This window comes from Hyphomicrobium sp. (assembly GCF_036780825.1).
In the GTDB taxonomy this organism is placed as follows: domain Bacteria; phylum Pseudomonadota; class Alphaproteobacteria; order Rhizobiales; family Hyphomicrobiaceae; genus Hyphomicrobium_C.
Genome location: NZ_DAIQCD010000003.1, coordinates 62,239 through 75,899, shown reverse-complemented (window position 1 = coordinate 75,899; position 13,661 = coordinate 62,239). Strand labels below are relative to the sequence as shown.

Annotated in this window: 10 protein-coding genes; 5 read left to right on the top strand and 5 right to left on the bottom strand. The window is 62.5% G+C overall.

Translation table 11 applies throughout. The features are described 5' to 3' along the window. Positions 1-29: 29 nt before the first annotated feature. The 3 genes from V7P99_RS02600 to dps form a co-directional block, all read right to left on the bottom strand. Positions 30-1,769, bottom strand: a complete 1,740-nt coding sequence (locus V7P99_RS02600; RefSeq protein ID WP_333793263.1) for an outer membrane protein — start codon at positions 1,767-1,769, stop codon at positions 30-32. Between the two features lie 172 nt (positions 1,770-1,941). Then, on the bottom strand, positions 1,942-2,748 hold the full coding sequence (locus V7P99_RS02595) for a mechanosensitive ion channel family protein (RefSeq protein ID WP_333793262.1): 807 nt from the start codon (positions 2,746-2,748) through the stop codon (positions 1,942-1,944). A gap of 258 nt (positions 2,749-3,006) precedes the next feature. Next, entirely contained in the window at positions 3,007-3,561 is a 555-nt protein-coding gene (gene dps / locus V7P99_RS02590) for a DNA starvation/stationary phase protection protein Dps (protein WP_333793366.1), read from the bottom strand. A gap of 779 nt (positions 3,562-4,340) precedes the next feature. On the opposite strand from dps, the gene V7P99_RS02585 reads away from it, so the two are divergent. Beyond that, positions 4,341-4,913, top strand: coding sequence for a hypothetical protein (locus V7P99_RS02585; protein ID WP_333793261.1), 573 nt, complete (start codon positions 4,341-4,343; stop codon positions 4,911-4,913). A gap of 94 nt (positions 4,914-5,007) precedes the next feature. Here V7P99_RS02585 and selD read toward each other — a convergent pair whose 3' ends face one another. Beyond that, complete coding sequence (selD, locus tag V7P99_RS02580) at positions 5,008-6,054, bottom strand: selenide, water dikinase SelD (RefSeq protein ID WP_333793260.1); 1,047 nt, start codon at positions 6,052-6,054, stop codon at positions 5,008-5,010. Between the two features lie 104 nt (positions 6,055-6,158). Continuing rightward, positions 6,159-7,268: a transglutaminase-like domain-containing protein gene (locus V7P99_RS02575; protein WP_442909854.1), complete on the bottom strand. Its 1,110-nt coding sequence runs from the start codon at positions 7,266-7,268 to the stop codon at positions 6,159-6,161. 621 nt (positions 7,269-7,889) lie between these two features. Here V7P99_RS02575 and fdnG point away from each other — a divergent pair. From fdnG to fdhE, 4 genes are all read left to right on the top strand, one after another. Continuing rightward, a complete protein-coding gene (gene fdnG / locus V7P99_RS02570) occupies positions 7,890-10,970 on the top strand; it encodes a formate dehydrogenase-N subunit alpha (protein WP_333793259.1) in 3,081 nt (1,026 codons plus the stop codon). Between the two features lie 12 nt (positions 10,971-10,982). Beyond that, positions 10,983-11,885 carry a formate dehydrogenase subunit beta gene (fdxH, locus tag V7P99_RS02565; RefSeq protein WP_333793258.1) on the top strand — a complete coding sequence of 301 codons (903 nt, stop codon included), beginning with the start codon at positions 10,983-10,985 and terminating at the stop codon, positions 11,883-11,885. Then, positions 11,882-12,625, top strand: a complete 744-nt coding sequence (locus V7P99_RS02560; RefSeq protein WP_333793257.1) for a formate dehydrogenase subunit gamma — start codon at positions 11,882-11,884, stop codon at positions 12,623-12,625. Before fdxH ends, V7P99_RS02560 begins: the two co-directional genes overlap by 4 nt. 102 nt (positions 12,626-12,727) lie before the next feature. Beyond that, on the top strand, positions 12,728-13,648 hold the full coding sequence (fdhE, locus tag V7P99_RS02555) for a formate dehydrogenase accessory protein FdhE (RefSeq protein ID WP_333793256.1): 921 nt from the start codon (positions 12,728-12,730) through the stop codon (positions 13,646-13,648). Positions 13,649-13,661 lie beyond the last annotated feature (13 nt).

Genomic DNA, 13,661 nt, shown 5'->3' with positions numbered 1-13,661 from the left:
CCAGCATTGCTTCAACAGGGCTCCCGGTTTTAAAACTTATAGAGCGCCTGACCGAAAATTCCGGCGCGTTCCGTTTCGAGCCGCAAGTGTTGCGGTGGCGTGGGTGTGCTCAGTCCGGACGAGGCATCGAAGGACCGCACCATGCTGCCATCTCTCGTCCACATGGCCCAATAGCGTGCGCCGATGCCTAGGCTGAGCTGCGCCGTCAGATCATAAGAGAGCATCGCCTCGAGCTGCGTGCCGACGCCGTCTCCCTGCAGCGGATTGATGCTCGCAACGTCAGCTGTGCTGCCGAAGAAGTGGCGGTCCTTTGCATCGACCGACACATATGGGAGGAAGGCCGCGTCGACGCTGAGCATGAAGCGTGGCGTGAGGCGGAACTCGCCGGCGACGCCAAGGCGCACCGACTGCCAGGTCGCCTCCTGCGTGATGATGGCATGGCCCGTGGGCGCGAGGGGGCCGCCGACGCTCGGGCCCAGAGGCCCGAGCGGATTCGCCATTTGGATCACGCCATAGGCCTCCATCGTCTCGCGATAGTGATTGTAGCCGACATAGGTTCCCAGGCGATGGCTGGCGCCGCGCCACCAGTCGTAGCCTAGGTCGATCGTTCCATAGACGGGTACGTCGCCCTTGACCTTGGGGCTGAGCGTGTTCGAATAGGGGATGCTGGCAACGGTGTCGCCGGGGATAACGAAGTCCTCGTCGGTCATGTGGCCATTCGTAATGGAGCCGCCACCGATGAAGCCCTTCGCGAACAGGTTCGAGGGGGCCGTAATGCGCCCCGTCAGCTCGCCCGTGCTCGCTGTGAGGTCGTCGTAGGTGAGCCGAGAGACAAGTGAGTGGCTTGGCGCTGGCTTCGTCTTGAGCAATCCAAGATCGTATTTGTGCCGTCCCCAGCTGTACCAGTAGCGTGCGCCGAGCTCGAATGTGATGCCCTGCAGCGCAGGGGCTGAGATGCGAGATGGCGTCAAGTCATCCTGCAGCGGCGCCGATTGGCCGAAGCGGTAGTTGACGCCCAGCTTGAACGCATGCAGGTCGTTCGATACATGCCCCTGCCGCGCGCCGATTGCCTCAACCGGTGTGCCAGCGTCGTCCAGAACAGCGCTTGGCAAAAGCCTCACCGACTGGCTGCCGAAATCCGCGTAATTGTATTCGGCCTTGAGCGACCAGTTGCCGGCCAGCGCATATTCGGCGCCGGCCCCGATCGTCCAGCCCCAGTGCGAAACGTCGTCACTGTGCGTGGTAAATGGATTGCCAGCTCGACCCATGGTGTAGTCGTTCGTCGCCATGTCGAGGCTGCCCGCGTACCAGGCGGCGCCGCCCTTGCCATAGATCAAGGCGCGGCCGTCTTCGCCGAGCGCGAGCCCGATACGGGCCGCTAACGTGCCGAAGGCGTCGATGCGGGATCTGCAGTTCGAGTTCACGAACGAGCCCGATAGCGCCGAACAGGTGCTCGTGCCCTCGCTTTCGGGGATGGAGATATCGGCTTCGAGGCCGTAGACGAGCGTTCCGGACTGGACATTGTAGCCGAGCTGCACGCCCGCAAAGCCGCCGGTCTCGCGGTTGGGATTGCCGAAGAGAGATCGGCCGAGCGGATCTGAAATGTCGTTCAGGTTGGCGAGGCCGCCCAGATGAGCGCCGAGATAGAAGCCTGCCCAATCGAATTGGGTGTGCTGACCACGTGCGCCTCGCGCCCCTTCATCAGCCGAAGCCAACGACGGCAGGGCAAGCGCAATCGCGCAAAGCGAGCAGCGGAGAGGACGCGTCATCGTATGTCTCCCGATGATGTGGATGACGCAACACACCAAACGGGCGCTCCGCTTGGGAGCGCCCGTTTGGTGATAGTAGCAGAACGTCGCACGCGCAATACCGGAAAGCGTGCGGGGCCGCGGGGCGGCGTTGCCGCGCGAACGACCCGAGGGGACGCTCGCGATCGAGCGCTTAAATGCCGGCGACGTTTTCGTTCCAGACAATCGAGCCTTTCGGCAGCACGTGCTTGCGGCCCGAGGGCGCAACCACTTTGACCCGCGTGTGAGGGGGCGCAAAGTCGCTTTCGCGCAGAGCAGCGTCGATGGCGGAGATCATCACATCCCGGCAATCTGTCTCGTCGACAAAGCTCGGCACCCAATAGCGGACGGCGTATCTGACGCCCTCCGTATCGTATGAGAGTGCCCGCACATCCGCCTTCCGCGACTGCAGCGTGAGATCGTTCGAGCGCGCGGCGGCGTCCAGCAGCCGCTTCGCGTCGCCGACTGGAATGTCATGCCCGAGAACGATTTCCAGACTTGCCCGGTAGTGCTTGCGCGGGGCGCTGTAGTTGGTCATCCGCTGCCGGGCGATCTCGCTGTTCGGCAGGATCATGTAGATGTCGTTGCGCGTTTGAAGGCGTGTGGTGCGCCATCCGATCTCGATGACGCGGCCACGAACCGCGCCGTCGATCTCGATCCAGTCGCCGATGCGGAACGGTGCTTCCAGCCCAAGCGCAATGCCGCTCAGAACGTCGGCAAGGACGTTGCGGATGGCAAAGCCGATGATGGCGATCACCAGGCCGGAGCTGGCCAGCGCGCCACCCGCCGATTGGCCGAGCCACATTGCGATCGTTGCTGCCGTTGCCGCCAGGAAGAAAGCAGCGGTGATCAGCTCTCCAAGAAGTCTCGGAACCCGGCGGCGGCCGTTCCCTTTCCGGCGCAGCGTCGCGCCGATCACTCGGGACAGCAGCCAGGCGCTTGAATACCAAGACGCCGCCATGCTGAGCTGCCTGACGACATTCGGATCTGCATCAGGCAAAAAGTTTCGAAGCAGAATGTCATGAAAAGCATAGGTCGCAACTGAAATGCCGAATACGAGCGCCGGCCAAAAAATGCGTAGGAATGCTTCGCGCTTTAACAACCCGCCCACCTCCTTTCGTTTTGGGTTACGTTTCCATCTGATCAAGTATGTAGGCGAGGCGGGGCCAATGCCCGCCTCTCGTCGTCTCCATGCCGGTGCGCGGAGACGTCAGTAGAGCTATTCCGCCGCCTGGGTATGGGCTTCGAGAAGCCATAGTGACTTGTCCAGCATCAGCGAATAAGACGTGAAAATATCCGCCGTTCCAGCGTCGCCCGCCTCTTCGGCATCGGCGATTGCCTGCCTGGCATTGCGCGCCGCCACTGCGTAGGATTCGATCAGCGCCGCGAGGTGGTCCCGCGTCTTGGATATTCCCGTCGGATAGGGCTTCAGATCCGTTTTCTCAACCACAGCCTGACTGGTGCCGCGTGCCGTGCCGCCCAGCTGAACGGCGCGCTCGGCGATGGTGTCGACATGATTGTCTAATTTCGCCCGCAAGCCATCGAGCATCTCGTGAATGGCAATAAAATTCGGGCCCTTCACATTCCAATGCGCCTGCTTCGCGATCAGGCTCAGATCGATTGCGTCCGCCAGTCTCGCATTGAGAAGATCAACGCAAGTCTTGACCGTGTTGGAGTTGAGGTCATTACGAGTGATGTGCATGGTCATATGAAACTCCTTATTAGTTTGTGCATGGTGGTAGAAACCAAAGGCGCCGCGCGCCTTCGGTGGAATATCTCTGGTGCCGGCGCAGATGCTATCGCCGAATGCGCAATGCACCCGCGCCCTCAAAGGGCCAATTCAAGGCAAGTAGACTAGAGCCTTTTCCGTTCGCTTGCGCTCACCGCAAAGTCTCTAATCGTTTGTTTGGGCGAGCATCTTCACCCATTCGGCCGATTCCGTCCGAATGGGATCTGCTCTAGGAAGCGCAGTCGCTAAATTGCGCGCCTGATGGATCTTGAGCGCGGTCATCGCGGGTGGATCGGACTGCTCCGCTCCGGATGGATGCGCTCTCGGTCTTTGCTTGAGAGTTTCCCCTCGTTGTCGATGCGGGCGCGTCGTTTTCTTGCTACGGCAGAAATGCGCGCATTATCGACGGATCAAGCTCAGCGAGCCCTGAAACAGGCAGGGCGGGCATTCTGCCCCGCTTTCGGATGAGCTTGGAAAAGCAGACGGGAGCTAATACCCGTCCGGCGGCAGAATGCCGATCAATGAATATTTATTATTCATGCTCGGCATTGTGATATGGGAATCCGGAAAAGTCAATTGTTTCAATGTGTAAATAGGCGCGACTTTTCAGCGCCCCAGTATGCTGATCAAGAATGAGGTTTGCTGCCGCTAGGGATGGAGTTTTTCAGGCCGTGTGCTGAGAAGACTGACTTAGGGGGTGTTCTCATGTGTTAGGCGACGGAATGAGAGAGCACCCCCTTAAATAGTTCTTGAATGGCTGCTGAAATTTTTGCTGTGAGCTTCGTTTGCCCGCTCGGCTCCGGCGCGAGCGATCAAGCCCTGGCTTGCTCTTGCCGGTCGTCCTTGACGGCCTGTGCGGCTTTCGTCGCTTGCGAGATGCTGCCGACCTGGCTTCCCGGAATTATCCGGCGCCGGCGGGTGTTGGGAACGGGCTGCATTCCGGGGTTCGATGTCTGATCAGAAACCCATACCGGCTTGAAGTTTGCTGCGCGGCGAAGCGCAAGGGCCTTGCGCGCGGCTTCGACATGTTCGGTCCGCGCGGCAAGCCGCCGAAATCTCGCCAGCTCGCTGTTCACGCGTTTCAGAGCTTGGGAAAAGATCTGCATCTGCTTTCTTGGCTGCTCGGCCGTGCCCGGGAAGCTTTTGCCGCGCGCGTCCGCCTTGCCGCGGACTTCCCGCGCCTTCTGTCGGAATTGCGTTCGGGCCTTGTCACGCATTTCCCGAAGACGCTTGCGCGCGTTCTGCAGACCTTTGCCGTCGAATTCGTAGATGGCCGGATGGTGGGTGGCGCTGACCAGCGCAAACGCCTCATCATTGAGAAGGCTGCGTTCCGTTGCGACAGAGAGGGACATGGCTTTACTCCGAACTCAGGCGATTGTGGTGGCCCGAACATCTAGCGCTCATCCTATGGGCCCCATGAACGCGGGTCCCTAAGCATGGATGCGCGAGACCATCATTGCAACGGTGGCGCAGCGTTGCATGCCGGGTGGTTCATAGAACGGAAACGCCCGCTCCAGCCTCGACGATCCCGATGCGGCGGGTTGTGGCGAAGCCCGCATCCATGACCGTTTGCAGGATGGCATCGGCCGCGTCCGCCGCGCAGGAGACAAGGAGGCCACCGGATGTCTGCGGATCGGTCAGAATCTGACGCTGCCAATCCGGGCAATCCGCCGGCAGACGGACATCATGACCGTAGCTCGCCCAGTTGCGCCCGGAGGCGCCGGTAACGAAGCCGTCGCGCGCGAGGGAGGTGGCAGCGGGAAGGAGCGGAACGTCTTTCCAATGGATCGCGAGCGCGTGGTTGGAGCCGCGGGCGACTTCGAGCGCGTGCCCGAGAAGCCCGAAGCCCGTCACGTCGGTGATCGCGTGCACGGCGGAGAGCTTCGCAAGCTCGGCGCCGATCTGGTTGAGCTGGGTCGTGGTCGCGATCATGTCCGCGTATCCCGATGGCGGCAGCGCGCCCTTCTTTATGGCAGCGGAGTAAACGCCGACGCCGATCGGCTTGGTCAGGATCAGTGCGTCGCCCGCCCGTGCGTCGGCGTTGCGGCGCACATGCTCGGGCCGGCAGGTTCCCACGACCGCGAGACCGTAGACCGGCTCCGGGCAGTCGATGGAGTGGCCGCCGGCAACGGGAATGCCGGCGGTGGCGCAGACCGAGGCGCCGCCCGCGAGAATCCGGCGCACGTCGTCGGGATCGATCTTGCCGATGGGCATGCCGAGGATCGCCAGCGCCAGGATCGGTTTGCCGCCCATGGCATAGATGTCGGAGATTGCGTTCGTCGCCGCGATACGTCCGAAATCGAAAGGATCGTCCACCATGGGCATGAAAAAGTCGGTGGTGGCGATGACGCAGGTATCAGCATCGAGCTGCCAGACCGCGGCGTCATCTCCAGTTTCGGCTCCGACGAGAAGCTCGCGGAACGGACCGGCGACGGAGGTATCCGCGAGGATTTGCTGCAGCACCGATGGCGCGAGCTTGCAACCGCATCCGCCGCCGTGAGCCAGGGATGTCAGACGGAGAGGCTGTGGCGCGGTCATGTCTTGCTTCTCTTTCTTCTGGCGAGGTCAGCACGACGCGGATGTGAAAACGCGAAGCTTACAATCGCCGCCCGCCGGCGCGAACGTTGGTTGGCGCGGGCGGCTCAGATCGCGATCTCGCGTGCCGTGATCGCGTATCGGAACGCATCGGCTTCGAGACAATCGAGCCGATGTCCGCCGATTTCCGCCTGCGGGTACATGAGGAAGCCGAGCTTAGGGCCTTCAGAGCCCGGTAGGGCGACGTCGCGGGCGCTGTTGTACGGGAGCCAGTTGCCTTCCCATGATCCGAAGAGAGCTTCGCGGGCCTGCGTAACCTTGTCATCCGTGAGGGCGAGGTTTCCGGGCAGTTCCTCGAGAACGACCTTGCGCACGTCCGCAGGATCGGCCGCAACCCAGCCGAAGCCCTCGAGGAATATCTCGGCGCGGCAATGCTGGGCGCGGGTGGCCGTCTCGCCTTTCGTGCCGAGGCTCACATAACCGAATTCGGACGGCGCCACCCGCAGACCATAGAGATCGCGCGCCGGGATGCCGGCTGCGCGGGCGAGCCCGACGAAAAGACCGTTGAGATCGGCGCACTTGCCGCCCGGCCTGCCGGATTCGAGGAGACGCACCACGTCGCCTTGGCCACAGCCCCGCACGCCGGGATCGCGGTATGTCGTTTCCACGATCCAGTCGTAGATCCGCCGTGCCTTCTCGAGATCGCTTGCGGCGCCGGCGGTGATCCCCTCGGACGTCTCCCTCACGATGCCCTCGGTGGGGATGAGGCGGGTGGCAGCGAGCGCCGCTGCCCGCTCTTCAGCGGAAAGTGTGATGCTGCGCCCGGACGGCTTTCCAAAATCAGCGGCGCGGCTGCGCGCCGCCACCGTGCTTTTCACGCTGGCCGTCGGCTGGGCTCCGCCTTGCGGCCAGGCGAGATGGAGCATCGCGGCGCCCGAGCCCGGATCTACGGCGATCACCGCCCTTTCGGCGTTGGTCGTCCAAGTGGTCCCTTCCAGCCTGGACCAAGCGGCGTCGGAGATCGAAGGCAGTGGAATCCAAGCCTGGACGGCGCCAGCGGGCTCCGCAATCTCGAGATGTGTCAGCAGCTCGAACGTGCGCCACCTGTCGGGTCGCGGTGCGAAGCCGCCATGGGCGCGGGTCGGCAGTGCGGGCAGGGCGGCGGCCGCAGAGAGCGCCAGCCCGGCCTTCAGGGTGTCGCGCCTGGTGATGGTCATGAGGCAGTCTCCATGCAGCAGCCGGCGCCGTGCACGCTGCCTTGCGTGCCGCGCTTCAACCGGCGATTGAGAGAGGGCGCCCCGCGCCCGGTCACGAAGGAAAATGGAAATACGCTCTCGATCGCCGCCAATTGAGCAGGCCGAAACGCGGCGAAAGCGGATGAGGAGACGGCCAAAAATCCGATTTCGGGAGTCAATAATAGGCGCCCCAAAACCGTGCGCGGTATTGTCTTGAATCCGTCAATGTTGCCCCGAAACTCGGGAGCGGCAGCGTTGATCATCACGAGAAAAGTAGCGCGCTCAGGGAACGGGGTCAATCGCGCTCCAGGAAAAAAGCTCCGAGACCGGTATAATGGTGTTATCTATCAAGTGCTTGGGTGAATGGCCGCTACCCTCGGTTGCCGATTGCGCTAAGGATTGATTTATCCAGGCGTTCAAATGTCTATTTCGGCGCAGATTTCATGGCCATTTCATCGGCGATCATACTGCACTGCAAATTGACGGCGCTGATTCGCTGCTATAGCGTAACCTTCAGGCGCATTACGAATATCCGGGAAGCGAATTCACTGGCTTCTTCGGCCCTTTCGTTCGCTTCCATCAGGACTGGAGGAGACGCGGCTCATGAACATCGAAGTCTCCCGCCGGCACTTTCTGAAGCTGGCAGGGGCGGGTGCGGCAGGGTCGGCTCTCGGAGCTTTGGGGTTTGAGGATGCGGAGGCCGCCGTGGCCGCGCACGTGAGACCCTTCAAGCTCGCGAAGGCTACGGAAACCCGCAACACATGCCCCTACTGCTCGGTTGCCTGCGGCATCATTCTTTACAGCCGAGGCGACGTGAAGAAGGGCGAGAAGGCCGAAATCTTCCATATCGAAGGCGATTCCGACCATCCGACCAATCGGGGAACGCTTTGCCCCAAGGGCTCGGCTCTCCTCGATTTCGTCCGCTCCGAAACGCGCACGAAGTATCCGATGCGTCGCGCGCCCGGATCGAACGCGTGGACGCGGGTGTCGTGGGATGAGGCGCTGGATCGGATCGCGCGCCTCATGAAGGACGACCGCGATGCCAATTTCGTCGCCACCAACAGCGCCGGAGTGACGGTAAACCGCTGGACGACAACCGGTTTTCTCGGCGCGTCGGCAACGACAAACGAAACGGCCTATATCACCTACAAGGTGGTGCGAAGCGCCGGCATGCTGGTGTTCGATAACCAAGCCCGTGTCTGACACGGCCCGACGGTGGCCAGTTTGGCTCCGACGTTTGGCCGTGGTGCGATGACCAACTCTTGGACGGACATCAAGAACACGGATCTGGTCATCATCATGGGCGGCAATGCCGCCGAGGCGCATCCGTGCGGCTTCAAGTGGGTGACGGAAGCCAAGGCGCATCGTGGCGCCAAGCTGATCGTCGTCGATCCGCGCTTTACGCGGTCGGCGTCGGTTGCCGATTACTATGCGCCGATCCGGCAAGGCACGGACATCGCCTTCCTGCTCGGTGTGATCAACTACTGCATCGCCAACGACAAGGTGCAGTGGGAGTATGCGAAGGCGTTCACCAACGCGACGTATCTGGTCAAGCCGGAGTTCGGCTATCGTGACGGTCTTTTTACGGGCTACGACGAAGCGAAGCGCGACTACGACCGGGGAGCCTGGGAATATCAGATCGGCGACGACGGCTTCGTAAAAGTCGACGAAACGCTGCAGGATCCGCGCTGTGTCTGGAACCTGCTCAAGGAGCACGTCAAGCCGTACACGCCGGAGCTCGTGTCCCGCATCTGCGGCACGCCCCAGGACAAGTTCCTCAAGGTCTGCGAGATGATCGCGGAGACGTCGGCGCCGGACAAGGTGATGACGTCCATGTATGCGCTCGGGTGGACGCAGCATTCCAAGGGCTCGCAGAACATCCGCGGCATGGCGATGCTGCAGCTCATCCTGGGCAATATCGGCATGCGCGGAGGCGGCATGAATGCGCTCCGTGGCCATTCCAATATCCAGGGCCTCACCGATATCGGCCTCTTGTCGGACTCGCTTCCCGGATATCTGACGCTCGCGACGGACAACGAGCCCGACCTTGCGACCTACATGGCGACCCGGCAGTTCAATCCACTGCGGCCCGGGCAGGTCAGCTACTGGCAGAACTACAAGAAGTTCTTCGTCAGTTTGCAGAAGGCGTTGTTTGGTGCCGCTGCGACGGCGGAGAACGATTTCGCGTTCGACTACCTGCCGAAACTCGACGTGCCGTCCTATGACATTTTGCGGGCGTTCGATCTGATGCGTCACGGAAAGATGAACGGGTACATCTGCCAGGGCTTCAATCCGCTGATGTCGTTCCCGAACAAGACCAAGGTCAAGGCAGCGCTGGGCAAGCTCAAGTTCCTCGTCGTCATAGATCCGCTGCAGACGGAGACGGCGCGGTTCTGGGAAAACCACGGAGAGTACAATCCGTCCGAGCCGGCGGACATCGCAACCGAGGTGTTCGAGCTGCCGACGACCTGCTTCGCGGAAGACGAAGGCTCGCTCACCAACTCGTCGCGCTGGCTGCAGTGGCACTGGCCGGGTGGAACGCCGCCTGAAGAGTCGCGGACGGACATCTGGATCATGTCGCAGCTCTGGAAACGGCTCGTCGCGCTCTATGAAAAAGAGGGCGGGGCCTTCCCGGATCCGATCCTGAATCTCAACTGGCCCTACACGAATCCGGATGAGCCGCACGCAGCGGAGATCGCCAAAGAGATCAACGGCTACGGTTTAGAGGACGTGGTCGATCCTGCCGATCCGGGCCGCAAGCTCGTAGAAAAGGGCAAGCAGGTTCCGGGCTTCGCGGCCTTGCGGGATGACGGAACCACGGCGTGCGGCTGCTGGGTCTACTCTGGCTGCTTCACCGAGGACGGCAACGCCATGGCGCGCCGCTCCAAGGACGATCCGGACGCGACGGGAGCCTATCTCGGCTGGGCGTTTGCGTGGCCTGCCAACCGGCGCATTCTCTACAACCGGGCGTCCGCCGATCTCGAGGGCAAGCCTTGGGATCCCGCCCGCAAGCTCATTGCGTGGAATGGCGAAAAATGGGCCGGCTATGACGTGCCCGATATCCCGCTGGCGTCGAAACCCGGCGAGGTGATGCCGTTCATCATGAACCCGGAGGGAACGTCACGCCTCTGGGTGCGCGGGCTGATGAAGGACGGGCCGTTCCCGGTGCACTACGAACCGTTCGAGAGCCCGGTGGTGAACGTCATCGCGCCGAATATCCGGGGCAATCCGGCCGCTCGCATTTTTGAGGGCGACCTGAACGACCTCGGCGACGTCTCGAAGTTCCCCTACGCGGGCGTGACCTATCGGCTGACGGAGCATTTCCACTATTGGACGAAGCACGTCCAGGTCAACGCCATGTTGCAGCCGGAGCCGATCGTCGAGATCTCGGAAGAGCTGGCGGCGGAGAAAGGCATCGTCAAGGGCGATTGGGTGCACGTCTATTCGAACCGCGGCGGCCTCAAGTGCAAGGCGGTCGTGACCAAGCGCATCAAGCCGCTGATCTGCGACGGCAAGACGGTGCATATCGTGGGCGTTCCCCTGCATTGGGGATTTACGGGTGCGGCGCGGAAAGGGGCCGGCACGAATTCGCTTACGCCGTTCGTCGGTGACGCAAATATCCAGACGCCGGAGTTCAAGGCGTTCCTGGTCAACATCGAGCGCAGCTCAGCGCCGGTGGCATAGGGAGGGCCCGCGATGGCAACATTCAAGCCATTCGACGTCGTCCGCCGCTCGGCGTCGGTCACGTCGGCGCCGCCAAAGGATCGCGGCGTGGAAGTCGTGAAACTGATCGACACGTCGAAGTGCATCGGCTGCAAAGCCTGCCAGTCGGCGTGCCTTGAATGGAATGACAAGCGCCAGCCGGTCGGCGTCAACGTCGGAGTCTACGACAACCCCCACGATCTCACGCCCGACATGTTCACGCTGATGCGCTTTACGGAGTGGGACAATCCCGATACGGGCAACCTCGAGTGGCTCATCCGCAAGGACGGCTGCATGCATTGCGAGGATCCGGGCTGCCTCAAGGCCTGCCCGGCACCCGGCGCCATCGTGCAGTATGCCAACGGCATCGTGGACTTCATCCACGAGAACTGCATCGGCTGCGGCTACTGCGTGAAGGGCTGCCCGTTCGACATCCCGCGCCTCTCCGAAATCGATCATACGATGTACAAGTGCACGCTGTGCTCGGACCGTGTCGCCGTGGGCCAAGAACCGGCTTGCGCCAAGGCCTGCCCGACGCACTGCATCACGTTCGGGACCAAGGACGAGATGGTGGCGCTTGCCGACGAGCGCATTGAAGATCTCAACTCGCGGGGGTTCGACAAGGCGGGCCTCTATAATCCGCCGGGGGTCAGCGGTACGCACGTGATGTACGTTCTGCATCATGCGGACAAGCCGCACATCTACGCGAACCTGCCGGACAATCCGCGCATCAGCCCCATCGTCGAAGCCTGGAAGGGTGTCGGCAAATATGCGGGCATGGCGGTTATCGCGCTCACGGCCCTTGCTGGCGTGGTTCATCACATGCTGCAGGGGCCGAACCGCGTCACCGAAGAGGATGAGGAGCGCGCGGACAAGCTCGCAGGAGACAAGCCGTGAGCGAGAAGCATGGGCATATCCGGGTGCGCCGCTATTCGGGCAGCGCCAGGATCAACCACTGGATTGTGGCCGTCACTTTCGTGTGCCTCGCGGTCAGCGGGCTCGCGCTGTTTCACCCGAGTCTGTTCTGGCTGACGGCGCTGTTCGGCGGCGGCCAGATGGCCCGCTGGCTGCATCCTTGGTTCGGCCTCGTTCTGGCCGTGTCGTTCTTCGGCCTCTTCGTGCGCTTCCTGTCGCAGAATTTGCCGGAGCGTACGGATTGGGTGTGGCTCACGCGCATTCGCGACGTGATGGCGTCGCGCGAGGATTATCTGCCCGAGGTCGGCAAGTACAATGCCGGGCAGAAGCTCGTCTTCTGGTCTCAGGCCGTGCTCATCTCGATCCTGCTCGTCACCGGCATCGGGCTGTGGCTTGCGGCGGTAGCGAACATCGAGGCGCTGACAGGCTTCAAGCCGACGATCGACCAGCTCCGTTGGGCGGCGGTGATCCATGCCACGGCCGCCGTGCTCGCGATCATGGTCTGGATCGTACACGTCTATGCTGCGATCTGGGTGCGCGGCACGTTCGCCGCCATGATCCAAGGGAGCGTGACGGGCGGCTGGGGTTGGCGTCACCATCGCAAGTGGCTGCGCAGCGAGGTGAAGAAGGGCGATATTGAGCGCGATGTGGGAGCAGACGCGCCGGGCAAGAGGCCGTCTTCCGGTGCTTCTCGTGGCGGAGGGATGCACGCTTCTCCTTGATCACTGGTAATTCCATTCATTCGTGCTCAAATAGGATGTGCGCGGGTGCCCCGCGACCCGGGGCCGCGCATACATTGAGTTTCATCCTCGGTCGAGGTGCTCATGTCTGAAGCCAAGGCGCCGAAGCGCGATATGACGAATATCGGCAAGGAAGCGGTGCCGGCGTTTGCCGTTCTGCCCGATGCGTCGTCGGTGTTCGACACGCGGGCGGCGCGCTTCCGTTCTCTTGCATCCGGCCATCCGCTCGAGCCCTACCTCGCGTTTCTCGCGGACCTGGCAGAAGCCCAGCACGACATTCAAACCGATCTGCCGTCCGTCGCCCTGCCGGCGCATGAGGATATCGAGCGGGCGCTCGACGGCGGCATGCCGCCGTTGCCCGCCGCCAGCCTTGCGGACGATCCCGCCGCAATTCTCACAATCGAGCGTCTTGTGGAGCGGGTGGCCCGGTTTGATGCGGTGCCGCCCGCAACAGCCGCGGCGTGCGGGGCGCTGCTGAGCGCCGATGCAGCGAAGCGCAAAGCGATCATCGCGGCGGCCATCTCCGGGACGCCGAATGCAGAAGAGACTGCGGAGCGTGTGCTCGCCTTCGCCGGCCTCCAGGTTCATTTCGCGAGACTCGCATCCCAGCTCGACGCCGACCGCTTGAAGCGCATCGCCGACGGCGTCTGCCCGGCATGCGGCAGCGCTCCCGTTTCGAGCTCCGTCGTCGGCTGGCCGAAGGCGCACAATACGCGCTTTTGCGCCTGCTCGCTCTGCGCCACCATGTGGAACGTCGTGCGCGTGAAATGCGTGCTTTGCAGCGAAACGGGCGCCATCACCTATCTCACCGTGGATGGCGCCCCTGAGACGGTCAAGGCCGAGTGCTGCGACGCCTGCAAGCGCTATGTGAAGATCCTCTATCAGGTGAACGATCATTTGTTGGAGCCGGTGGCTGACGATGTCGCCAGTCTCGGCCTCGACATGCTGCTGGCCGAGGAGGGCTGGCAGCGCGGTGGCGTGGACCCGTTTCTCCTGGGGTATTGAGAGCCGTGGAGCT